Source organism: Exiguobacterium sp. SRB7LM (assembly GCF_015712685.1).
GTDB lineage: Bacteria > Bacillota > Bacilli > Exiguobacteriales > Exiguobacteriaceae > Exiguobacterium > Exiguobacterium profundum.
The window spans coordinates 2,413,930-2,438,953 of sequence record NZ_VWVR01000006.1 but is presented as its reverse complement, the minus strand read 5'-3'; the positions used below and the strand labels follow the sequence as shown (position 1 = coordinate 2,438,953).

Sequence of the window (25,024 nt, the reverse complement as noted above, 5' to 3'; positions counted from 1 at the left end):
CGGTTCAGATGAAAGCAATTTATGAGGGCAAGGCGAAGGCGTTATTTGAGACAGAAGAAGCGGGTGTGCTTCGTGTGTACTATAAAGACGATGCGACAGCATTCAATGGAGAGAAGAAAGAGTCGATTGATGGGAAGGGGATTTTAAACAACGCCATCACGACCCAGTTGTTCGAATTGATGCATGACAACAAGATTCCGACGCACTTTATCAAACGAATCTCAGAGCGAGAACAGTTGGTCCGCTGTGTCGACATCATCCCGTTAGAAGTGGTCGTCCGCAACGTCGCGGCCGGTAGTCTAGCGAAACGTCTCGGTTGGGAAGAGGGAACACCGCTCCTCGCACCGATTGTCGAGTTTTATTATAAGGACGACGCGCTTGGGGACCCACTCCTCACGGAGGATCATATCCGATTATTGCAAGTTGCTACACACAAAGAAGTCGAAACATTGCGACAACTCGGGCTTTGGGTAAACGATGTCTTGCTCGATTTCTTTGGTCAACACGGCATCGACGTGATCGATTTCAAACTAGAGTTTGGAAAAGTGGATGGGACGATCATCTTGGCGGATGAAATCTCACCGGATACGTGCCGCCTTTGGGACAAAGAAACGAAACAAAAGCTTGATAAAGATGTATTCCGTCGCGATTTAGGTTCTTTGACTGAGACGTATGGACAATTGTTAACACGCATAGGGGGAAACGGACAATGAAAAAAGTAAACGTGTATGTGACATTACGTGAAAGTGTACTCGACCCACAAGGAGTTGCCGTAAAAGGCGGGCTCGAACATCTCGGATTCGCTGGAGTTGAATCGGTGCGTATCGGGAAAGTGATCGAGCTTCAAGTAGCGGACGACACGACAGAAAACATGGTCAAAGAGATGTGTGAAAAGTTACTCGTCAATACGGTCATTGAGAATTATGAAATCGAGATGGGGGTACTCGCATGAAGTTTGCGGTCATCGTCTTTCCAGGATCAAACTGTGACCTCGACATGTACCACGCGGTAAAAGATGTGCTCGGGGAAGAAGCGGAATACGTGTTTCATACAGAGACCTCACTTGAAGGATTCGATGGGGTCCTCTTACCAGGCGGTTTCTCATACGGAGACTACTTGCGCTGCGGGTCAATCGCCCAGTTTTCACCAATCATGGCTGAAGTGAAGCGTTTCGCGGAAGAAGGACGCCCGGTACTCGGGGTATGTAACGGATTCCAAGTGCTCGTCGAAGCGGGACTCCTTCCAGGCGTATTGATGCGAAACCGCGATTTGAAATTCATGTGTAAGACCGTCGACCTTGTCGTCGAAAACAACGAGACGATGTTCACAAGTGAGTACGCGGCACAGGAAACGATTCGCGTGCCAATCGCACACGGTGAGGGCAACTACTACTGTGACGATGCGACACTTGCGGCATTGAAGGCAAATGGCCAGATTGCGTTCACCTATAAAGAGAACCCGAACGGATCGGTCGAAAACATCGCCGGCATCACGAACGAGGCAGGAAACGTACTCGGCATGATGCCACACCCGGAGCGTGCGGTCGAAGCGTTGCTCGGTGGGGAAGACGGTAAACGGTTATTCACGTCAATCGTAAAATGGGGGGCACGACATGTTACTTACAACTGAACCGACAGCTACACAAATCCGTGATGAACGGATCTATGCCACGATGGGATTATCGGACGACGAATACGCGCTCGTCGTCTCACTGCTTGGCCGGGAACCGAATTATACAGAGATCGGTCTCTTCTCGGTCATGTGGTCTGAACACTGTTCGTACAAAAACTCGAAACCTGTGCTCCGGAAGTTTCCGACAACCGGCAAGCACGTCTTACAAGGACCAGGAGAAGGGGCTGGAATCGTCGACATCGGAGACGGCCAAGCCGTCGCCTTCAAAATCGAGAGTCATAACCATCCATCCGCGATCGAGCCTTATCAAGGAGCGGCGACTGGGGTGGGCGGAATCATCCGTGACATCTTCTCGATGGGCGCCCGTCCGATTGCTTTATTGAACTCACTCCGTTTCGGAGATTTGAACGAATCACGTGTGAAACATTTATTCGGTCATGTCGTATCCGGCATCGCTGGATACGGGAACTGTGTCGGCATCCCGACTGTCGGTGGGGAAGTCGCCTTTGACCCGGCTTACTCAGGAAACCCACTCGTCAACGCAATGTGCGTCGGCTTCATCCGTCATGAAGACATTCAAAAAGGAATCGCGGAAGGTGTCGGGAACTCGGTCATGTACGTCGGAGCAACGACAGGACGTGACGGAATCCATGGTGCCACGTTCGCTTCTGAAGAACTCGGGGAAGACGCGGACGAGAAACGTCCAGCCGTCCAAGTCGGGGACCCGTTCATGGAGAAGCTCTTGATCGAAGCGTGTCTCGAAGTCATCAAGCACCCGGCGCTCGTCGGGATTCAAGACATGGGCGCAGCCGGATTGACGTCATCGTCAGCAGAGATGGCATCGAAAGCAGGTATGGGAATCGAGATGAATCTAGACCTCGTCCCACAACGTGAGACAGGCATGACACCTTACGAGATGATGCTATCGGAATCGCAAGAGCGGATGCTTCTCGTCGTCAAAGCTGGACATGAAGACGAAATCGAAGCAATCGTCACGAAGTGGGGACTTCATGCAGTCAAAGTCGGAGAAGTCATTGAAGAAAAAGTACTTCGTCTCGTTCATCAAGGTGAAGTCGCGGCGGAAGTACCGGTCGATGCACTCGCCGAAGACGCTCCTGTCTATCATAAACCGTCTAAAGTCCCGGCATATTACGAAGCATTCCAAGCGATGGAGCCGGTCACACCAGTTGTCGAAGATGTGATGGCGACATGGAAAGACGTCCTTGCGATGCCGAGCATCGCCTCGAAACGTTGGGTGTATGAGCAATATGACCATATGGTACAAACGTCGACAGTCGTCGCACCGGGTAGTGATGCCGCAGTCATTCGCATTCGTGAGACAGAGAAGTCGCTCGCGATGACGACGGACTGCAACGCAAAATATGTCTATCTCGACCCACGTGTCGGTGGAGCCATCGCTGTCGCGGAGGCGGCGCGAAACATCGTCGCAAGTGGTGCAGAACCACTCGCTTTGACGGACTGCCTCAATTTCGGGAGCCCGGATAAACCGGAAGGGTTCTGGCAACTCGATCAAGCCGTCGAAGGAATGGCAGAAGCATGTCGTACGCTTGATACGCCGGTCATCGGTGGGAACGTATCGCTGTATAACGAATCGAACGGACAAGCCATCTACCCGACACCGGTCGTTGGAATGGTCGGACTCATCGAAAAACCAGAACATATTACGACATCGTTTGCGAAACAAGCGGGAGACGTCGTCTTCTTACTCGGTGAGACAAAAGCAGAATTTGGCGGAAGTGCCCTTCAAATGTTGCAAGACGGAAAAGTGAGCGGTCATGCACCGACACTCGACCTTGAAGAAGAACGTCAGACACAGAAGGTATTGCTTCACGCCATCCGTGAAGGTCTGGTCACGGCAGCACACGACGTGTCAGAAGGTGGTCTTGCGGCAGCGTTATCGGAACTGGTCTTTGGAACAGGGTTCGGCATGGACGTGACGATCGACACAGACCTTGTGACGGCGCTATTTAGTGAATCCCAGTCACGTTTCCTCGTGACAGTAGACAAGGCATATGCCGAGTCATTCGCGCGCATGACGAACGGGACAGCAATCGGGACAGTGACAGAAGCCCCGACCCTTGTCGTTCGCGCAAGCGACCGCTTGATTGAAATGGACGTGAAAGAGTTGGAACGTGTATGGGAAGGAGCTATTCCATGTTATATGACATCCGAGGCATGAACGAGGAGTGCGGCGTCTTCGGTGTGTTCGGTCACATCGAAGCCTCACACCTTGCCTATTACGGACTGCACAGCTTGCAACACCGTGGCCAAGAAGGAACGGGGATCGTCACGGCAGACGGAGAACGTCTCCATGCGAAACGAGGACTCGGTCTCGTTACCGAGGTGTTCGATGAGACGTCACTCGACACACTCACGGGGAATCATGCGATTGGGCATGTCCGCTACTCAACGGCAGGCGGCAATACGTTAGAGAACGTTCAACCGCTCCATTTCAAGTCGTTGACTGGGGATTTGGCGATGGCGCATAACGGAAACCTCGTGAATGCGAACGAATTGAAACATATGCTCGAAGCGGAAGGCGCGATCTTCCAGACGACGTCCGACACGGAAGTCGTGGCTCACCTCATCAAGCGAAGTCGCGGCAATTCGTTGAAAGAACGAATCGCTGACAGCTTGGCACGTCTCGTAGGGGCATTCGCTTTCCTATTCTTGACGGAAGATGCACTGTACGTCGGTGTCGACGTGCATGGGTTACGTCCATTGTCACTTGGACAAACCGAAGACGGGGCTTACGTGTTCGCTTCGGAAACGTGTGCGTTTGACGTCGTGGGGGCGACGTACGTACGAGATGTTGAACCAGGAGAATTGCTCATGGTCACGAATGAAGGGATCACGTCGGAGCGATTCAGTGAAGCGGCAGTCCGTGCCATGTGTTCAATGGAATACATCTACTTCTCACGACCGGACTCTATCATCGATGGCATCAACGTGCATACGGCACGTAAGGCCATGGGGAAAAAGATGTTTGAAGAAGCACCGGTCGAAGCAGATGTCGTGACAGGTGTGCCGGATTCAAGTATTTCCGCGGCAATCGGTTACGCTGAGGCGAGCGGAATCCCATACGAAATGGGACTCATTAAAAACCGTTACGTCGGACGTACGTTCATTCAACCGTCCCAGGAATTACGGGAGCGCGGCGTGAAGATGAAGTTGTCAGCGTTACGCGGTGTCGTAAACGGGAAACGCGTCATCATGGTCGATGATTCCATCGTCCGTGGAACGACGAGTCGCCGAATCGTCACGTTACTCCGAGAGGCAGGCGCGACGGAAGTGCATGTGCGCATCACGTCACCACCGATCAAACATCCGTGTTACTACGGAATCGATACATCGACCAAGGAAGAGTTAATTGCGGCAACCAAATCCGTTGAAGAAATCAGAGAAGAGATTGGTGCCGATTCACTAGCGTTCCTCACATTAGATGGAACGGTCGAAGCCATCGATCGTCCATTTGAAGGAGCACTACGCGGGCAGTGTGCTGCATGCTTCACGGGACTTTATCCGACTGAACTTGCAGAACTCGTGACAGAGACAAAGGCTTAAGGGGGAAATGCAATGAGCGTTCGTTATGAACAAGCGGGTGTGAATTTAGAAGCAGGGTACGAGGCCGTATCCCGTATGAAACGTCATGTTGCTCGGACAATGCGTCCGGAAGTGATGACAGGACTCGGTAGTTTCGGAGCGATGATTGATCTCGGTTCGATGAACATGAAACACCCGATTCTCGTGAGCGGGACCGACGGGGTCGGGACGAAACTGAAATTGGCGTTCGCGCTCGACCAGCATGACACGATTGGAATCGACTGCGTCGCCATGTGCGTCAACGATTGTCTCGTGCATGGGGCAGAACCGCTCTATTTCCTCGACTATATTGCGACCGGAAAAGCAGAACCGGCTAAACTTGAGCGAATCGTCGCCGGTGTTGCGGAAGGATGTGTCCAAGCCGGCTGCGCCCTCGTCGGTGGCGAAACCGCTGAAATGCCGGGGATGTATCCGGATGGCGAATATGATATTGCTGGATTTGCGGTCGGTGTCGTGGAGAAAGAAAACTTGCTCGACGGTTCGACGATTCAGGATGGAGACGTCGTGCTCGGACTCGCATCTTCAGGCGTCCACTCGAATGGGTTCTCGCTTGTACGTCATATCGTTGAAGCACAAGGTCTTCATTATACGGATGAGATTGCGATGCTCGATACGACACTCGGGAACGCCTTGCTGTTGCCGACACGGATTTATGCCGAAGCGGCGAAAGCGGCGATTTCGACGGGGAAGGTTCAAGGGATGGCGCACATCACAGGTGGTGGCTTCTATGAGAATGTCCCTCGCATGTTGCCAGAAGGTCTCGGCATCACGTTCGATGCCTCGAGTTGGCCGAGTCTTCCTGTATTCGACTGGCTCGAACAAGTCGGGAACATCTCGAAGCAAGAAATGTTCAACGTATTCAATATGGGGATTGGTTATATGATCACGGTACGTCCTGAAGACGTGGAACTCGTCGAAGCGGCGCTTGAACGTGTCGGGGAGACCGCGCACCGAATCGGGAAAGTCGAGAGTCGTCCAGGCATCCGGATCTCAGGAGTGGACCAATGAAACGATTTGCTATCTTTGCGTCAGGATCGGGAAGTAACGCCGAAGCGATTTGGCAAGCAATCACCGATGGTCATTTGTCTGCTGAATGTGTGTTGCTCGTGACGGACAAACCAGAAGCTGCTGTTCTCGATCGAGCGGAGCGTCACGGGATTCCGAGTTTTTCGTTTACACCGAAGGCGTACGCGTCAAAAGAAGAGTTCGAGGAAGAAATTCTCGTCCTTCTCCGTACGCTTCGTGTAGACTATATCGTGTTGGCGGGGTATATGCGCTTGATCGGAAATGTGTTACTATCCGCATATCCGAACCGTATTCTAAACATTCATCCATCGCTTTTACCAGCTTTTCCGGGTAAAGACGCGATCGGACAGGCGCTTGACGCCAACGTACCGACGAGTGGTGTAACCGTTCATTATGTGGATGCGGGGATGGACACGGGTCCGATCATCGCACAGGCGTCCGTCGAGATTGAAGGGTGTGACCGCACCGAGGCGACACGTCGTATTCAGACGATCGAGCACCAACTGTATCCGCGCGTATTACAACAAGTGTTGAATCAACAGGAGGTTTTCAAGTGAGAGCATTATTAAGTGTTTCTGATAAAACGGGAATTGTCGAACTCGCGACCGTCTTGAATGAGGCGGGCATCGAGCTCATCTCAACAGGCGGGACCGAGGCGGCGCTTCAACAGGCAGGATTACCAGTCAAAAACATTTCGGAAGTGACATCGTTCCCTGAAATGTTAGACGGCCGTGTCAAAACGTTGCACCCACTCGTTCACGGGGGATTGCTCGGACGTCGCGACCTTGATACGCATGTCGCACAAATGAAAGATCATCACATCGAACCAATCGATTATGTCGTGGTCAATCTGTATCCGTTCAAAGAGACGATTGCGAAAGAAAATACGACATACGAAGAAGCGATTGAAAACATTGATATCGGTGGACCGAGCATGTTGCGTTCGGCTGCGAAAAACCATGCGAGTGTCACCGTCGTCGTGGACCCGAGTGATTATACACTCGTCGCTGAGGAAGTACGTGGAGGCGGTACATCGTTTGAAACACGTCAACGTCTCGCGACGAAAGCGTTCCGACATACGGCTGCCTATGACGCGTTAATTGCCGACTACTTAGGTCGTCAAATCGGCGAAACGTTCCCAGAGCAGTTGACAGTCACGTATGAAAAAGTTCAAGACCTTCGTTACGGAGAGAACCCACACCAACAAGCGGCGTTTTATAAGACACCGTTATATGACGGGATGACACTAGCGAATGCGACACAGCTTCACGGGAAAGAGCTCTCGTATAACAACATTCAAGATACGAATGCAGCCCTTGAAGCACTCAGTGAATTGACTGAACCGGCGGCAGTCGTCGTCAAGCACATGAACCCTTGCGGCGTTGCAGTCGGACGGACGATTTCTCAAGCGTTTGAACGCGCCCATGCGGCCGACCCGGTCTCCATCTTTGGTGGAATTGTCGCCCTAAACCGTGAAGTCGATCTTGAGACGGCAGATGCCCTTCGCAACATCTTTTTAGAGATTATCATTGCCCCATCCTTTAGTGAGGCAGCACTTGACCGATTGAAAGAGAAAAAGAATCTTCGGTTGTTGACGTTAGATATGGGACAGATGACAGGCATGCGCCTTACGGCTGTCGCCGGAGGATTGCTCGTACAAGACGGGGATGACATGACACTCGATGATGCCTCATGCCAAATCGTGACGGATCGTCGCCCGACAGCAGCAGAATGGGAAGATTTGAAACTTGCATGGCGTGTCGTCAAGCACGTCAAATCGAACGCGATTGTCGTCGCAAAAGACGAGACGACGATTGGAATCGGTGCCGGACAGATGAACCGCGTCGGTGCAGCAAAAATCGCTTTCGAACAAGCCGGAGAACGCGCGACAGGCGCGGCTCTCGGAAGTGATGCCTTCTTCCCGATGGCAGATACGGTCGAAGCGGCAGCGGCAGCGGGAATCACGGCCATCATCCAACCGGGTGGGTCGATTCGCGATGCCGAATCGATTGAAGCGGCAAATCGCCATGGTATCACGATGGTGTTCACATCAGTCAGACATTTCAAACACTGAGAGGGGTTTGCGTCATGAACGTATTGGTCATCGGTCGAGGAGGACGCGAGCATGCGCTCGCGTGGAAGTTGAAACAAGATGGGCATCACGTCTTCGTTGCACCGGGCAACGATTTCATGGAAGGGATGACGTGCGTGTCGATCCATGAAACAGACGTGGAGGCGCTCGCCCATTTCGCAGAAGAGAACGAGATCGAATGGACGATTGTCGGACCGGAGTCGTCGCTCATGGCAGGAGTCGTGGATACGTTCCGCGACAAAGGGCTGAACATCTTTGGACCGACGAAAGCGGCTGCCTTACTCGAGGGAAGCAAGGCATTCGCCAAAGAAGTCATGATGGAAGCCGGAATTCCGACAGCGGCATATGAGGCGTTCACGGATGCGGCATCGGCGCTTGCTTATATCGAGAAGCTCGGTGCACCACTTGTCGTCAAGGCGGATGGACTAGCTGCAGGTAAAGGCGTCACGGTTGCGTTCACGGTCGAAGAGGCAGAAGCTGCCGTACGTGATATTTTCACGACGGATAAATTTGGCCAACAGTCACAAGTCGTCATCGAGGAGTTCCTCGATGGGGAAGAATTTTCGCTCATGGCATTCGTCTCGGGAGAGCGTGTCATTCCGATGATCACCTCGCAAGATCATAAACGTGCCTATGACGGCGACAGGGGACCGAACACGGGTGGTATGGGCGCTTATAGCCCGATGCCACATCTTTCAAAGGACGTGTATGAGGAATCGGTGAAGACCGTATTAGAACCACTCGCGCAGACGATGGTCAAACGAGGCACTCCATTTGAAGGATTCTTGTACGCCGGTCTCATCTTGACTGCGAATGGACCAAAAGTCATCGAATTCAATGCACGCTTCGGTGACCCGGAAACGGAGGTCATTCTACCGAACTTAAAATCGCCGCTCCTTGACGTGATTGAAGCGGTCGTTCGTCAAGAACCGTATCTGATTGAATGGGTCGATGGATATACGATGGGTGTCGTCATTGCGGCCGAAGGGTATCCGGACCGACCGATCACGGGCCAGGTGTTATCAGGATTTGAGTCGCTTCCGAAAGATGTGCTGGTCTTCCATGCCGGCACGACAAAGAAGGGTGATCAAGTCGTAGGGAGCGGAGGTCGTCTACTTGTTGTGACGGCGACGAAGCCGACACTGCTTGAGGCGAAAACGGCTGTGTATGCGGCGATTTCACAACTCGATTTACCTGAGACGTTCCACCGAACGGACATCGGGTCACGGGCGTTCACGCAGATTATTTGAAGGATGGGTCAACCCATCCTTTTTTTCATGCGAAAAAAAGGAAATGCCGATATCCTGTTCTACAATAATAAAGTAGCTGGAAGAAGGAGGGTGGTCGGCCTGCGTGTTCAAACAAAATTATTTATTGCGATAGCCGTGAACATCGTACTCTTCATCGGTGTCATTTTATTCGTCATCAAACCGTATTTTGTAGAGAAAAGTATTGAACAGGACAGGGCGATGACCCGCGATCAAATCGAAAGTGTGTCAGAAGTGTTCGCCAATCACCGACTCATGCTCGAACGGATTCTTGTAGATTGGTCAGTCTGGACGAACGCCTATGATTTTGTTCAAAATCAGAATGAAACATTCATTGAAAATAACATGGGGGAAGAGACACTCGAAAACTTGGGGGTCGGCGCAATGATTTTCCTCGACCGTGATCGAGAGGTCGTCTACTCGGAGTTTACTCAATTTTATGAATTAGATCGTGAAGAGGACAAAGAGACATTCACGAACGACTTGATCCGTTACGTCAACTCGTCAGGAATCAAACAAAGTGCGGTGTATGGCACCGATTTCGGTCCGGTCGTCTTCATGAGTCATCCGATTGTGAGAAGTGATGGGACAGGAAAGCCGGGTGGGACGCTCGTACTCATTCAAAAAATCGGTCCAGACTTCATGGCCGCGATGAGTGCCCAAGCAAAAACGAAATTATCGATCAGTCCTCTTTCACACCGGCAGTTGACGGTCGATGAAGACAATCAATTTGCACGTGTCTCGTTACCGCTTCAATCCGTCTATCAAGATGCGAACTGGGAACTCAACTTCTCGGTGAAGCGAACGTACTATACCAATACACAGACCATGTTAGAAACGGGGATGCTAGGGCTGCTTGTACTCGGTCTTGGTCTATTGTTGACACTGTTTTGGTCGGTGAATCAAATTGTCACGAAACGATTGATGGGCATCGTCAACGAACTCAAATGGATCACGAAAGAACGGAATAGTCGGTTACGGATTCAGTTGCATCCGAATCAACAAGACGAGATTGAAGAGATGGCGATCAGCATGAACGAGGTGCTCGATGCACTCGAACAGACACAAAAAGAATCGTTGACGCGTGCCTTCCGAGATTCTTTGACCCGTCTTCCGAACCGATTGGCGGTCGAAGAGATGTTCGTGAGCTTACCGGAAACGACCCGGTCGATCGGAGTGATGGGAATCGATCTCGACAACTTCCGACGGATCAACGATCAATTTGGTCAGCGTACGGGAGATGCGATGCTGACGTTCTTTGCCTCTCGTCTGATGTTTTATAAAGAGGATGGCTTCGTTGCAAGAATCGGAGCGGACGAGTTCATCTTGATTCATCCGGAATGGACGACCGAGGAGCTCATGATTATCGCGAATCAATTAGTGAAAGATTTGCGCGAATGGGGTTTGAAGCAAGGGATGAACCATTTGACCTTAAGTATCGGCATCGACGAATTGACAGGACCCACGCATCATTCCTATGAGGTGATGATGGCGCGACTCGATGTCGTCTTACACGAAGCCAAAGCATCCGGGAAAGATCAGATTCTTACCTATCATGAGATTGAAGATGGAAGTCACTACTTGCAGGCGCTCGAGATGGAACGTGATTTACGTCATGCGTTGCGTCATGAAGAGTTCGAACTCTATTACCAACCAATCGTCTCTCCGCAGCCGTTTCAAGTAAGAGGAGTCGAGGCGTTGATTCGCTGGCACCATCCACAGAAAGGGTTCGTTTCTCCCGGTGTGTTCATTCCGGTTGCGGAGCAACTCGGGCTCATCTCAGATGTGGGACGCTGGGTGCTTGTGCGCGCCATCACTGAGATTCAAGAGTACGCAGAGCGGTTTGATTTATTTTTATCCATTAACGTCTCGAAACGTCAGATTTTAGACGGCTCGTTTTTAGAAGCGTTGGAGGAGACGCTCGCTAAGACAGGATTTCCCCCACACCGGTTACATGTTGAAATCACAGAGAGTGAAGTCGGTGGGAATGTGTATGAACTTCAACAGTTCATTCAAGCGTTAAAGGCCATCGGGGTCAAAATATCACTCGATGACTTCGGTGTCGGGACATCGTCACTTTCATACCTGCAATCCCTGCGTCTCGACATCGTTAAAATCGATCAGAACTTCGTGAAAGGGATTCCGGAGAATAAGTTTGACCGCGCGCTGTTAGAAGGGCTGTATCAAACTTTCCAAACGCTTGGACTCGAGATCGTCACGGAAGGGGTCGAGCGACCGGAACAGCTTGCGTTCGTATTAGAATATAGTGGTTCGCTCATTCAAGGTTATCATTACAGTAAACCGATTCCGGTCGATCAATTGCACCTGTACTTACGAAAAACGGTCATGACTCAAATTTGATGTAGGCGACTCTTCACAGGGAGAGTCGCCTTTTTTGTGAAAAATGTATGTGAAATTTGTTACAATAGGGAACATAACTTGCGACCCATTCAGAGAAAAGGTAAACTTGAAACAGGGAAAGAAAACGCTTTCAAAACTATTCTTTAATAGCTTTGCAAGGGAAAAGGGAGGATTGGGTTCGATGCCAACAAAAAGAACGGCGCGGGCACCGTGGTCTAAAGTGATGATTCGTTCACAACTTGAAGTCGTAGATCGATTGCGACCACCTTCGCTCGTCTTACAAAACGCAACGTATTTGAACGTTTACGTAAAAAAATGGAGAACCGCGAATATTTGGATTGAGGGAGATCGCATCGTGTATGTCGGTCCAGACTTACCAGAATCAGCGGTCGAAACGGTCGATGTGACAGGAAAGTATATTGTACCTGGGTATATCGAGCCTCACGCTCATCCGTTTCAATTATACAATCCGGCGACGTTGTCAAAATATGCAGGAGAGCGTGGAACGACGACGCTAGTCAATGACAACATGCTGCTTTTTTTACAAGAGAAAGAGCAAGCGTTTGCGCAGCTCGATGCGATTCAGCAATTACCGACGAGTACGTATTGGTGGGCACGATTGGATACGCAAACGGAGCTGGACCGAGAGAGCGTGGCTGTCGACTCGGAACGCGTTCATGAGTGGTTTAACCATCCGGACGTCGTCATGGCAGGTGAATTGACGGCATGGCCACGCGCCTTGAAGGGCGATGATGAGATGCTTCAGTGGATGCTTGACGCCGAGACGTGCGGTTTACCGGTCGAGGGACATTTTCCGGGGGCGTCGCCGAAGACATTGACTAAAATGGCGTTGATGGGAGTACACAGCGACCATGAGGCGATGACGGCGGAAGAGGCGTTCAATCGATTGGAACTAGGTTATACGACGACGCTTCGACATTCTTCGATTCGTCCGGACCTGCCGGAGATGATTCGTGACCTGTTGGCGAATGGATTGACGGCGTTCGACCATCTCATGGTGACGACGGACGGTTCGACACCGGGCTTTTATGAGGACGGCATGCAGGATGCTCTCGTCCGCATTTTGATCGAAGCGGGATTACCGGCCATCGAAGCCTACCGGATTGTCTCTCATAACGTGGCTCGTCATTTTGACCTCGATCATATTTTAGGTGCAATTGCGCCAGGCCGCATCGCGCATTTGAACATTCTAGATGCCATCGAGGAACCGCGTCCGACGGCCGTGATCGCGAAAGGGCAATGGATTTATCGTGATGGGGTATCGCTTTTCCCGAACGAATTAGTGGAAGCAGTCCTCGACATGATGCCGTCGACAGACGTTTCAATCGAGCTGACGTCACAAGACTTGTCCTTCAGCATGCCGGTCGGACTCGACATGATCAACTCGGTCATCATGAAGCTGTTTAAAATTACGCATGACACGGGTCAAGATGAATTACCGCGTGATGGAGACGAATCGTTTCTCATGTTGCTTGATAAAGAAGGGAAATGGCGATTGAACACAGTCCTGAAAGGATTCGCTCGAGATTTTGGTGGACTTGTCAGTTCGTACTCGATCAGTGGGGACTACTTGATTCTAGGAAAATGTAAACAAGATATGTTACAGGCGTTCAAACGAATGAACGAACTTGGAGGCGGGATTGTCCTCGTAGACAAGGGCGAAATCGTTGCGGAGATTCCGTTGCCACTCTGTGGGATGACGTCGACGGAGCCACTCGAAGTGCTCATCGGTCAAGAGAAACAGCTGCGAGACGAGCTCATGGCGAGGGGCTATCAGTTCGAAGACCCGATCTATACATTACTATTTTTAGCGTCTACCCATTTGCCGTATGTTCGGGCGACACCTCTCGGCATTTATGAAGTCATGAAGAAACAAGTACTATTTCCTGCGATTTTGCGATGAATAGTTGAGTCCAAGGCGCCCCTGCTTTAGAATGATAAAGAAGTATGAGTAGAGAGGATGCTTGCGGATGCAACTCGATAAATTACGAGGTCGAGAGCTTGATCAATTGTTTGAAGCGATTTTGAAGCTCGAGACACTCGAAGACTGTTATCAATTATTCGAAGATTTAGCGACTGTTAATGAAATTCAAGCACTTGCGCAACGACTTGAAGTGGCTCGGCAAATTCGTGAAGGAAACACGTATCATAAAATTGAGGATGCGACAGGCGCCTCAACGGCCACGATTTCACGTGTGAAGCGATGCTTGAACTATGGGACAGGCGGATACGATCTCGCTCTTGAACGTCTACAACAAACAAAAGGTGACTCGTAAGAGTCATCTTGTTTTTGATGGAGGGGAGGGGCGAGATGCAACAGAAATTCATGAAACAGAACTTACAATTGTTCTTTCGAAATTTAACACCGGTTCAAACACTCGTATTAATTTATAGTGCGGCAGCGATTTTATCAGTTTTGCTTCTCGCCTTACCAATCGCCCACAAGCCCGGAGTGACGATCACATTTACCGATCTTGTCTTCTTTGCGGTGAGCTGTGTCAGTGTCACCGGTCTGACACCGATTGTAGTCACCGATACTTTCTCCACGTTTGGCTTATTTATCATCCTGTTCATCGTCCAAGTGAGCGGTGTCGGATTGATCAGTTTGCACGTCATCATGTGGATCTTACTTGGGAAACGAATTGGGTTTAGGGAAAGACAACTGATTTTACGCGACCAAAACCAGACGTCGATGTCTGGTATCGTCAAATACATCACGGAAATCGTCATCACCGTAATCGCCATTGAAGCGGTCGGTGCCGTCTTGCTCGGGGTCCATTACTTAAATTATTTTGATACCGCCGGAGAAGCCTTCTTGCAAGGATTGTTCGGGTCGGTCAGTGCGACGACGAATGCCGGGTTTGACATTACGGGAAGTTCGCTCGCACCATTCCGTGAGGACCCGTTCGTCATCTTTACACAAATCGCGCTCATGACCGGTGGTGCCATCGGATTCCCAGTGCTTGTAGAAATTCGAACGTACTTGGTGAGCCGAATCACTCGAAAACGTCATACGTTCCCAAGTCGATTCTCTTTGTTCACGAAATTGACGGTTTCGACATTCTTTATTTTGATTGCCGTCGGTACGGTCGGCTTGTTCATCTTTGAATACAACAATGCCTTTAAAGACTTGCCGCTCTGGTTGGCACTTTCGGATTCGTTGTTCCAATCCGTGACGACACGAAATGGTGGTCTATCGACGGTAGATGTCAATCTATTCTCTGAAGCGAGCATGTTGCTTCTGTCCATTCTTATGTTCATCGGGGCGTCTCCATCGTCTGTCGGTGGGGGGATTCGGACGACGACGTTTGCTGTAGCCGTTCTCGCTGTCATCGCCTTCATTCGCGGGGACTCGTCCATTAAAATTTTCGGTCGTGAAATCGTCCTTGAAGATATTTGGAAAGCGTTCGTGATCATTACGGTCTCGCTTGCCGTGTTACTATCAGGTGTCATGGTCATGGCTTATTTTGAGGATGCTTCGTTGACACGAATCTTATTCGAGGCGTGTTCTGCGTTCGGGACGACGGGCCTATCCGTCGGATTGTCCTCCGAATTTAGTAACGTTGGAAAATGGGTGTTGACGATTCTCATGTTCATCGGTCGGATCGGCGTCATCGCCTTCATTCTCATCCTGCAACGGAGACAACCGAAGCGGATGTATAACTATCCGAAAGAATCAATCATCTTAGGATAAGGAGATTGTCATATGAAAGCATTTTGGATCAACTTCGGATACGTCTTTATTGTTCCGGTTCTTCCGTTTATCGCCATCGTCAATGGAACGGCACTCTGTTCACCGGACTCGCCGCTCCTTGACATACCGGTGCTCGGATTCTTTTTAGCGAATCCGCTCTGGTTCGTCCCCGTTTACGGTCTATTCGCCTTGCTTGTTGCGAAATGGTTGACGGATCGGGAACGGAATCGTACGGCACGTTCGTGACTTGCTTCGGCAAGTCTTTTTTTGTTGGGGAGATGCACGGGAGGAAAAAAATCGATACACTAGAGAAGGATTCGATAGGAGGGAATGAGTTGGAATTTCAGACGTGGCGACATGTGTTTAAACTAGATCCGAATAAGGAACTCACAGATGAGGCGCTCGAGGCCCTCATCCATTCTGGGACCGACGCCTTTTTGATTGGAGGGACGGATGGGGTTGATGCAGAGAATACATTTGCGCTATATGCGAGAGTCCGAGATGCCGGGATTCCAATCGCACTTGAGATTAGTCATCCTAGTCAAGTCATCCACGGATTCAATCATTACTTCGTGCCCACTGTGCTGAATGCAGGAACTCCGGAATGGATCATTGGACATCATGCTCGTGCGTTTGAACGATTCGGCCATTTCTTTGATGCCCGTCTTGTAACGGCTCAAGGGTATCTCGTCTTGAACCCGGACGCGAAAGTCGCTGACGTGACGGAAGCACGATGCGATTTGACGATCGAAGAGTCCGTGGCATACGCGGAAGTTGGACATCACTTGTTCCGTCTTCCCTCGCTCTATATCGAATATAGTGGACGACTCGGGAATCCTGATGTCGTCAAAGAGATTCGTTTGGCGTTACCTGATGCACATCTCTTTTACGGTGGTGGCATCGAGGGAGAAGAGACGGCACGATTAATGGGTGCACATGTCGACACGATTGTTGTCGGCAATATCATTTATGAAGACTTAGCTGGAGCACTTGCGACTGTACGAGCACTCCGATAAAATAAGAACAAACGTTTGGAACAAGGAAGGAAACAATTATGTATAATCTTAGCGAAGAATTAGTCAAAGGGATGAACCCGGAACAAGCAGAAGCGGTGAAGCATACGGATGGCCCGCTGTTGATTATGGCGGGTGCAGGGTCTGGGAAGACTCGTGTCTTGACCCATCGTGTCGCTTATTTGATGGCGGCGAAGCAAGTGGCACCGTGGAACATTTTAGCGATCACGTTCACGAATAAAGCAGCACGAGAAATGAAAGATCGGATTGCGCGTCTTGTGGGTGGTGTCGCCGAGGACATTTGGATTTCTACATTCCACTCCATGTGCGTCCGGATTTTACGACGTGATATCGATCGCATCCGGTATGACCGGAGCTTTTCTATTTTAGATGCCTCAGATCAATTGACAGCGATCAAACAGGTGTTGAAAGAATTGAACCTCGACCCGAAGAAGTACGAACCGCGTACCCTTCTCGGGATGATTTCAAATCATAAAAATGAGCTGCGTACGGCGAAAGATGCGGTTGTCCTCGTTGGGAACAATCCGTACGAGCGAATCATCTCGGACGTCTACACAGCGTATGAGAAAAAGTTGAAACAAAATAATGTTCTCGACTTTGACGATTTGATTATGAAGACGATTCACTTATTCCAAGAAGCGCCGGATGTGTTGGCGTTCTATCAGAAAAAATTTAAGTACATCCATGTCGATGAGTATCAGGATACGAACCGTGCCCAATATACACTCGTCAAACTTCTCGCGCAGGCACACGAGAATTTGTGTGTCGTTGGGGACTCGGATCAGTCCATTTATCGTTGGCGCGGTGCCGACATCGCCAACATCTTGACGTTCGAGAAAGATTATCCGAGCGCCCATGTCATCTTGCTCGAACAAAACTATCGTTCGACGAAACGGATTTTGGAGGCGGCGAACGGTGTCATCCAAAACAACGCTTCCCGTAAAGATAAGAACTTGTGGACTGAAAATGACGAAGGAGAGAAACTGTTGCTCCATGTCGCATCGGACGATCGCGACGAAGCGTTCTTCATCATGAACCAGATGAAAGAGCTGAAGATGGAAGGGATGGACTACGGACAGATGGCGGTCCTTTATCGGACGAACGCTCAATCACGTGGACTCGAGGAGATGCTCCTCAAGTCGAACATCCCATACAAAATGGTCGGCGGGACGAAGTTCTATGAGCGAAAAGAGATCAAGGACGTCCTCGCATACTTGCGATTGATCGCCAACCCGGATGAGGACATCTCGTTCGTTCGCGTCGTCAATGAGCCGAAACGCGGAATCGGTGCCGCGACGATTGATAAACTAGGTGACTTTGCAGATATGCAAGGCGTCTCACTTATGGATGCGATTCGTGACATCGAATTGTCAGGCATCGCCCCACGCACTGCGACGAAACTCGCGGACTTCCGCCAAATGATGTTGGATTTACGGCAGATGGCGGACTATCTCTCTATTTCAGAACTCGTCGAAGAGGTATTGAAAAAGACAGGATATGAAGAGATGCTCAAAATCGAGAAGACGCTTGAAGCGGAAAGCCGACTCGAGAACTTGCAAGAGTTTCTGTCGGTCGCCCAAAACTTTGAGAAAGAGAGCGATGAACAGACGCTCGTCGCCTTCCTTACCGATTTGACGCTCGTCTCAGACCTCGATTCACTCGATGAAGTCGATGAGTCGCATCAAGTCACGTTGATGACGTTGCACTCGGCGAAGGGACTTGAATTCCCGGTCGTCTTCTTGATTGGAATGGAAGAAGGACTTTTCCCGCACAGCCGTGCCTTGAACGACGAGGAAGAAATGGAAGAAGAACGTCGTCTCGCGTATGTCGGAATCACCCGTGCCGAGAAGCGTCTCTATTTGACACGTGCCCAGTCACGGATGCTATATGGTCGCTTCCAAAACAACCCGGAGTCGAGATTCTTGCATGAGTTGCCGGAAACGTTGTTGGAGCGGTCCGGTAAGGCGAGAAAACCAATGCCATGGAACCCGGTCGAGTCACCAGGGAAGTTACCGGTGAATGGCTTTAGTTCGAAACCGAAGCCGAAACTCGCCCAATCGTCCGGTGCCGAAACAGTCGGGTGGAACGTCGGCGACAAAGCAAATCATAAGAAATGGGGACAAGGGACGGTCGTGCAGACACGTGGTGAAGGCGACCAACTCGAAGTCGACATCGCATTCCCAGAAGTCGGGATCAAGCGCCTGTTGGCTAAGTTTGCCCCTATCGAAAAAGCGTGAGGTGAGGATATGGAGATGGCAGAACGCGTAGAAGAGCTACGTCACACGTTAAATCAATACGGATACGAGTATTACGTGCTCGATCGTCCAAGCGTACCGGATTCGGAGTATGACCGATTGATGAACGAATTGATTCAAATCGAGACCGATTATCCAGAACTTCGAACACCGGACTCCCCGACGCAACGCGTCGGAGGAGCGCCGCTCGACGCATTCGTCAAAGTGACACATGACACACCGATGCTCTCGCTTGGAAACGTCTTCTCGAAAGAGGAACTTGTGGAATGGGTGGAGCGAATCGAGAAAGATCTCGGCTACACGCCGACATTCGTGGCGGAACTCAAATTTGATGGACTCGCCGTTTCGTTAAAATATGAGAATGGTCGTCTCCTTCGTGGTGCGACGCGCGGGGACGGGACGACGGGTGAGGACATCACGCAAAACTTGAAGACGATTCGTTCCATTCCCCTTCGATTAAATGAGGACGTGACGTTTGAAGTGCGTGGTGAGGCATACATGCCGAAACGTTCGTTCGAACAATTGAATGATGAACGAGAACGTGTCGGTGAGCCACTTTTCGCAAATCCGAGAAACGCAGCTGCCGGTTCACTTCGACAACTTGACTCAAAAATTGCGGCGTCGAGAAACTTGGCGTTTTTCGCTTACGGTTTGGTGTCGCAAGACGATCTCGTCGCGTCACATGACGAGTCACTCGATTATTTGAAACGACTCGGTGTCGCTGTGAGCGGAGATTATACAACATGCCAGACGGCGGATGAACTGTGGGATTATATTGAGACATACGTGACAAAACGGAGTGACCTCCCATATGAAATTGATGGGATCGTCATCAAAGTGGCCGGGTATGAAGAACAGGAACAACTTGGTTTCACCGCTAAAAGTCCGCGCTGGGCCGTCGCGTACAAGTTTCCGGCAGAAGAAGTTGTGACAACGATTGAGGATGTTGATTTCAGTGTCGGACGTACAGGGAAGGTCACACCACGGGCGCGATTTGCTCCGGTTTCTGTGGCAGGTTCGACCGTGACGTATGCGACGCTTCACAATGAAGATTTTATAAAGGAAAAAGACCTTCATATCGGTGACCGAGTCGTCATCAAAAAAGCAGGAGACGTCATTCCGGCCGTCGTATCGGCATTGGCGAGTGAACGGAGTGGGGAAGAGCGGGTGATTGAATTCCCAACGCATTGTCCGGCGTGTGGGTCGGAGTTGATTCGACTCGAAGGAGAGGCGGATCATCGTTGCGTCAATCCGGAATGTCCGGCTCAACTGCTTGAAGGACTCATCCATTTCGTGTCGAGACAAGCGATGAACATCGACGGGCTCGGCGAGAAAGTGATCACGCAGCTTCACGAAGCAGGGCTCGTTCACAATGTGGCCGACCTGTATCGGTTGGACCGAGATGATTTACTTGGACTCGAGCGCATGGGCGAGACGTCAGTGACGAACTTGCTCTCAGCAATCGAACAATCGAAGCAAAATTCATTGGAACGGGTGCTCTTCGCCCTCGGGATTCGACTCGTCGGACAAAAGGCCGCTTCTTTAATTGCAGAACGGTTCGAGACGATGGATGCAATCATCGCTGCGACAGTCGAAGAGTTGACATCCATCGATGGCATCGGGACGAAGATGGCCGAATCGATTGTCCTCTATTTCGAAAAACCAGAAGCACGTGAACTCGTCAAAGAATTGGCGGAATCAGGTGTGAACTTATCATTCAAAGGAATGAAGCGTCCAACGACTGAAGGGGCACCGCTCTCTGGGAAGACAGTCGTATTGACGGGGAAATTGCATGAGATGACACGTGGCGAGGCTGGGAAGCAGCTTGAACTCCTCGGAGCGAGTGTAACGGGAAGTGTAAGTAAAAACACAGACTTGCTCGTCGCCGGTGAAAAGGCAGGTTCGAAGCTGGCGAAAGCCGAATCTCTCGGAATCGAAGTATGGGATGAAGCCAAGCTGCTCGACTTTTTAAAGGAACAAGCATAAACGTTCGCTTCGGCGAACGTTTTTTTCGGAAATAATTGGGATTGAGCGGGTTCGCACATGCGTTCGCGGGGTATAGATTAACTAAATCAAAATGCTAATATATTTTTGCGAGAGAACCCTTTGACACCATGACTTTCACACACACATTCCTCTCATTCCTCTACGTGGTGAACGTCGTCATCGGAACGATTGCGATTCGAGCGCTTGTTTTCACCTTAGAGGAGGGACCAACATCATGACACACAACATCCAGCGCTTCGTTGCCGTATTTACCATCCTCATGCTCCTTTCAACCTTATTTGGGGTGCCCACCGCCAAAGCGGACACGACCACGTTCCGGTATATCCAAGTGAATTTGACAGATGAGGAAAGCGAAACATTATATGAATCAAGTCTTGTCTATGAAGGAATCACGTATTACGGGGTCCGTGAATCAGCTGACGTTTGGCGATTTATGATTGATGCGGAAGTAGTAGACGACTCGTTGATTGACCTCATCACGCTCTATGATGCGAAAGGTGTGCCGTATACGTTTTCTCCAAACACTGTCACGGAAGCCTATCCTGTCGAAGTGGAGGAACCGCCTGTAGTCACAGAACCAGACCCATCAGAAGAGGTGACGCCACCGGTTGAACCAGAACCAGTCGTCGAAGAGCCGGCAATCGAACCGATGCTACCGAATCTCGCCGTTGAAGCAATCAACATTGCCGCAGTCGACCGAGCCGTTGTCGGAGGCGAAATATCGTATACGTTCATTGTAGAAAACACAGGAGACACGCCGATGACGGTGACAGAATTCTCTCATGAGTATGTGAGCGGAGACATCGATCATCAATCAATCGAATCGTTCAATCAACACGTATTTGATCGTTTGCATGAATTAATAGGAGAAGACGGTCTCTTGCCGGGGGAACGGGTGGAAGTGACAGAAGTTTTAGCGATTCAGACCGGATATTCGTTCGACGCTCATCCTGAGATCGGCAGTGTCTTTCGGGTGACCGGAGTGGATGAATTCGACCGGGTTGTCACGTCAGAAAGTCAACAAATTATCCTTTTGCAAACACCAGACTTCACCGTGAATGCAACGGTTGAGAAAGCGACCGTTCAACCGGGAGAGCCCGTTCGCTATACGTATACGGTCACCAATCCTTCGAAAGTCACCTTATTTTTAGCGGACGCGATGCTCACATGGCCAAGCGGTGCCTTGACAGAAGAAGAACGAAACCAGGCAAATCAACGATTCGAGGAGCAAGTCGAAGTAATTCCTACCTTCAGAGACGGACTCGGTCCGGAAGAAGAAGCGACGTTCTCGTTTGAGCTTCCGCTCCTCCCGTCTTATGATGTGAGAGCCGGGGCTGAATTGATTCAACGTGCCACATTCATCTTCGAGGTGGATGAAGGGATAACGGTTACTCGCTCCGTTGACGTACCGGTGGCGGTGAAGCAACCTGTTCCGGCTAAAGAAGAGCCGAAACAAGACGCTAACAAGCAGAAGTCAGAAGTGAAAACCACACCACCTGTCGTGAAAGTCGTCGTCAAAGAGAGTGGAGCGCCACGAGTCGAGCACATCGATGAAGCCGATCCGTACGCTCAAGATGTGCTCCCGATAACAGGTGAAGCGGATGATGCCTGGCATGCCATGCTCGGTACACTTCTTTTCGCGTCGGGACTCCTCTTGTTGATTCGTCGCAACCACCCGTCAACGAAACCATAAATCGACATCCCTTCTCGTTCATCCGAGAAGGGATTTGTTCTGATTCCGCTTCGATACTTTTTTCGTGGAACGATTTTGTTATAATGGACAAAGTGAAATAGGAAACGATGTTCAAAGGAGCTAGACATAGATGAAATGGAAACAACTCGTCATCCCGACAATCGCCTCTGCGCTATTGTTGAGCGGATGTTCAATGAAAATACCGATGGGTGAAGAAGAAGCGACACCAACAGGGGACGAAACAGCGGCCGAAGGCGTCACACAAGCGATCGAAGCCCGTGACTCTTATTACCAGATGGTCATTCCGTTCAAACCGGCGGCGGCGAGAGGTCTCGCCCAACGTCAAGTCAGTTCATCGTTAGAACTCGAAGAAGTCGAACTCGGTCTCATGCGTCATTCAACGGACGCGTTCGACCCGGAAAAGTTCGCTTATCAAGAGGGACAGCTGTTGAACGCAAAGGATGTGTCCCGTTTACTTGCACGGAAAGATAAAAGTAATGAAGGATTGACACCCTTGAACCCGACATATGCGGATGGCAAGGCAGAAGTCGAAGACGACAAGTTTGTCGATGCGAACAAGAAGTCACCACTTTATTTAGCTTCCATTGTCGAACAGAACTACATGACGAAAGAGGACAGCGGGTATCAGGTTGGAGGCGTATCGTTTGCACTCATATTGAACCGTGAGTATGTCTTCCAAGCACCGAACTATGGTCCGACGTACACCGTCAAACTCGATCAAAAGAAAGTGATCGCAGAAGGGGAACGTATGGCGAACGAGCTCGTCTCCCAATTACGGAAGCGGGAAGACTTCAAGGATCTCGATATCAATGTCGCGCTCTATATGAAATCGACACAAGGTTCACCGACACCGGGGAACTATATCAAATCGGCCTTCGTTGGGACGGCGGATCAGGTCAAATCGGACGACTGGAAAGCGATCGATGAGAAGTACTACTACTTCCCGTCGACATCAGCGACGTCTGACGTACGCGAGGACGCTCAGAAGTTTACGCTCTTCAGCGATCGGATCGCAGACCTTTTCCCGGACTATAGCGGGATGATTGGGAAAGGTTTTTATCAGAATGGAGATTTATCGAGAATGGAGATTGATATCCCGATTCAGTTTTACAGTCGCGCTGAGCTCGTCGGATTCACGCAACACGTTGTCGGCTTGCTTGAAAACCGTTGGGAATATAATCGGAACGTTCCGGTTCGAATTAACGTGACATCCCTCGGTGGAGACCCTGAAGTGACCATCGTGTTCGAGGACGGAATGGATAGTCCGAAAGTATACTTCTAAAGGAGGAGAGGTTCGTTTTTTGAAACGAATCTCTTCTTTTTTTCGTATGAAAAGTGAAAGGATAATCTTTGACCTTATTTGACCAAATGAGTAGAATAGAGTTAACAGAAACGGGAAAGGGATAGGTGAGGTGAATCCATATGGCTAAAAACTATTACGATGAGCTTGGTGTTTCCAAAGGAGCGACCGAGCAGGAGATTAAACGCGCATACCGGAAGCTGGCGAAACAATACCATCCGGACGTCAATAAAGATCCTGGGGCACAGGATCGCTTCAAATCGATTCAAGAGGCGTTCGACGTGCTGAGCGACCCGGAGAAGAAGGCGAACTATGATCGATATGGTAGCCCAGATGGACCGTCATTCGGACAAGGGTTCGGAGGCGGTGGGGAGGCTTACGGGGAAGGCTCATCTCAATTCGAGGATCTCTTCCGACAATTCGGCGGTGGGTCACGTACGACTTCGCGGACGTTCGGGTTTGAAGATATGTTCGGAAGCTTCTTTGACCAAGCGGTCGACGAAGACTTGGATGAGACCGTTCGTGTCAACATCCCGCTTAGTCAATTGACGAAAGATTCGAAAGTGAGTCTGCGTCTTCAAACGGGTACCGTGAACGTCAAAATTCCACAAGGTGCTTATGAAGGTCAGAAGTTGCGCTTGAAAGGAAAGGGAAGCCGGGTCGGACAATCGGGAAACCGAGGTGATGTATATGTCGAACTTCACTTTGCCGATGACGATACGTATCGTCGCGAAGGAGAGCATATCGTGACAGTGAAGCGTTTGCGACCGCTTGAGTTTTTAGACGGGACGAGCGTCATCATTGCGACACTCGACGGGGGACGCGTGAAGTTGAAAGTGAAACCGGGAAGCCGTCCGGGACAACGGATGCGTATTCCGGGCCGAGGTGTCATGACCGGTTCGAAAGTACGGTCGGACTTGTTCGTGCAGCTCGAAGTCGACCTGCCGCTTGATGAGACGTACCGGGCTGTATATGAACAAATCGAACGTTAATGGA

The 25,024-nt window shown here is 50.4% G+C and carries 20 protein-coding genes; all 20 read left to right on the top strand.

Going from position 1 to position 25,024, the window contains the following annotated elements:
• Nucleotides 1-8 precede the first annotated feature (8 nt).
• The 20 genes from purC to F3H97_RS13215 all read left to right on the top strand — a co-directional run bounded on the left by purC (nucleotide 9) and on the right by F3H97_RS13215 (nucleotide 25,020).
• On the top strand, nucleotides 9-713 hold the full coding sequence (gene purC / locus F3H97_RS13310) for a phosphoribosylaminoimidazolesuccinocarboxamide synthase (protein ID WP_196431639.1): 705 nt from the start codon (nucleotides 9-11) through the stop codon (nucleotides 711-713).
• A complete protein-coding gene (gene purS / locus F3H97_RS13305; RefSeq protein WP_159563481.1) occupies nucleotides 710-952 on the top strand; it encodes a phosphoribosylformylglycinamidine synthase subunit PurS in 243 nt (80 codons plus the stop codon). Before purC ends, purS begins: the two co-directional genes overlap by 4 nt.
• Nucleotides 949-1,629, top strand: a complete 681-nt coding sequence (gene purQ / locus F3H97_RS13300) for a phosphoribosylformylglycinamidine synthase subunit PurQ (protein ID WP_015880709.1) — start codon at nucleotides 949-951, stop codon at nucleotides 1,627-1,629. The genes purS and purQ overlap by 4 nt, the downstream gene beginning before the upstream one ends.
• Nucleotides 1,613-3,832, top strand: a complete 2,220-nt coding sequence (purL, locus tag F3H97_RS13295) for a phosphoribosylformylglycinamidine synthase subunit PurL (protein WP_196431638.1) — start codon at nucleotides 1,613-1,615, stop codon at nucleotides 3,830-3,832. Before purQ ends, purL begins: the two co-directional genes overlap by 17 nt.
• Nucleotides 3,808-5,217 carry an amidophosphoribosyltransferase gene (gene purF / locus F3H97_RS13290; protein WP_196431637.1) on the top strand — a complete coding sequence of 470 codons (1,410 nt, stop codon included), beginning with the start codon at nucleotides 3,808-3,810 and terminating at the stop codon, nucleotides 5,215-5,217. Before purL ends, purF begins: the two co-directional genes overlap by 25 nt.
• Before the next feature lie 12 nt (nucleotides 5,218-5,229).
• A complete protein-coding gene (gene purM / locus F3H97_RS13285) occupies nucleotides 5,230-6,264 on the top strand; it encodes a phosphoribosylformylglycinamidine cyclo-ligase (protein ID WP_196431636.1) in 1,035 nt (344 codons plus the stop codon).
• Nucleotides 6,261-6,839 (top strand): phosphoribosylglycinamide formyltransferase, encoded by a 579-nt coding sequence (purN, locus tag F3H97_RS13280; protein ID WP_074037833.1) that lies wholly within the window; start codon nucleotides 6,261-6,263, stop codon nucleotides 6,837-6,839. The genes purM and purN overlap by 4 nt, the downstream gene beginning before the upstream one ends.
• Nucleotides 6,836-8,356 carry a bifunctional phosphoribosylaminoimidazolecarboxamide formyltransferase/IMP cyclohydrolase gene (gene purH / locus F3H97_RS13275; RefSeq protein WP_196431635.1) on the top strand — a complete coding sequence of 507 codons (1,521 nt, stop codon included), beginning with the start codon at nucleotides 6,836-6,838 and terminating at the stop codon, nucleotides 8,354-8,356. The genes purN and purH overlap by 4 nt, the downstream gene beginning before the upstream one ends.
• Before the next feature lie 14 nt (nucleotides 8,357-8,370).
• On the top strand, nucleotides 8,371-9,624 hold the full coding sequence (gene purD, locus F3H97_RS13270) for a phosphoribosylamine--glycine ligase (RefSeq protein ID WP_196431634.1): 1,254 nt from the start codon (nucleotides 8,371-8,373) through the stop codon (nucleotides 9,622-9,624).
• A gap of 90 nt (nucleotides 9,625-9,714) precedes the next feature.
• Nucleotides 9,715-12,003, top strand: coding sequence for a bifunctional diguanylate cyclase/phosphodiesterase (locus F3H97_RS13265; protein WP_196431633.1), 2,289 nt, complete (start codon nucleotides 9,715-9,717; stop codon nucleotides 12,001-12,003).
• Nucleotides 12,004-12,184: 181 nt separating this feature from the next.
• Entirely contained in the window at nucleotides 12,185-13,927 is a 1,743-nt protein-coding gene (locus F3H97_RS13260) for an adenine deaminase C-terminal domain-containing protein (protein WP_196431632.1), read from the top strand.
• A gap of 67 nt (nucleotides 13,928-13,994) precedes the next feature.
• The gene (locus tag F3H97_RS13255) at nucleotides 13,995-14,300 is read left to right on the top strand and encodes a YerC/YecD family TrpR-related protein (RefSeq protein ID WP_015880718.1); all 306 of its coding nucleotides are present in this window, start codon (nucleotides 13,995-13,997) and stop codon (nucleotides 14,298-14,300) included.
• Nucleotides 14,301-14,335: 35 nt separating this feature from the next.
• On the top strand, nucleotides 14,336-15,718 hold the full coding sequence (locus F3H97_RS13250; protein WP_074037829.1) for a TrkH family potassium uptake protein: 1,383 nt from the start codon (nucleotides 14,336-14,338) through the stop codon (nucleotides 15,716-15,718).
• Nucleotides 15,719-15,730: 12 nt separating this feature from the next.
• The gene (locus tag F3H97_RS13245) at nucleotides 15,731-15,964 is read left to right on the top strand and encodes a hypothetical protein (protein WP_074037828.1); all 234 of its coding nucleotides are present in this window, start codon (nucleotides 15,731-15,733) and stop codon (nucleotides 15,962-15,964) included.
• A gap of 89 nt (nucleotides 15,965-16,053) precedes the next feature.
• Complete coding sequence (pcrB, locus tag F3H97_RS13240) at nucleotides 16,054-16,734, top strand: heptaprenylglyceryl phosphate synthase (protein ID WP_196431631.1); 681 nt, start codon at nucleotides 16,054-16,056, stop codon at nucleotides 16,732-16,734.
• Between the two features lie 38 nt (nucleotides 16,735-16,772).
• Nucleotides 16,773-18,989: a DNA helicase PcrA gene (pcrA, locus tag F3H97_RS13235; RefSeq protein WP_196431630.1), complete on the top strand. Its 2,217-nt coding sequence runs from the start codon at nucleotides 16,773-16,775 to the stop codon at nucleotides 18,987-18,989.
• 9 nt (nucleotides 18,990-18,998) lie between these two features.
• Nucleotides 18,999-20,993, top strand: a complete 1,995-nt coding sequence (gene ligA / locus F3H97_RS13230) for an NAD-dependent DNA ligase LigA (RefSeq protein ID WP_196431629.1) — start codon at nucleotides 18,999-19,001, stop codon at nucleotides 20,991-20,993.
• 235 nt (nucleotides 20,994-21,228) lie between these two features.
• On the top strand, nucleotides 21,229-22,707 hold the full coding sequence (locus tag F3H97_RS13225; protein ID WP_196431628.1) for a DUF11 domain-containing protein: 1,479 nt from the start codon (nucleotides 21,229-21,231) through the stop codon (nucleotides 22,705-22,707).
• Between the two features lie 130 nt (nucleotides 22,708-22,837).
• The gene (locus F3H97_RS13220) at nucleotides 22,838-24,010 is read left to right on the top strand and encodes a CamS family sex pheromone protein (protein ID WP_196431627.1); all 1,173 of its coding nucleotides are present in this window, start codon (nucleotides 22,838-22,840) and stop codon (nucleotides 24,008-24,010) included.
• 140 nt (nucleotides 24,011-24,150) lie between these two features.
• Entirely contained in the window at nucleotides 24,151-25,020 is an 870-nt protein-coding gene (locus F3H97_RS13215) for a DnaJ C-terminal domain-containing protein (protein ID WP_196431626.1), read from the top strand.
• The last annotated feature ends 4 nt before the right edge of the window (nucleotides 25,021-25,024 follow it).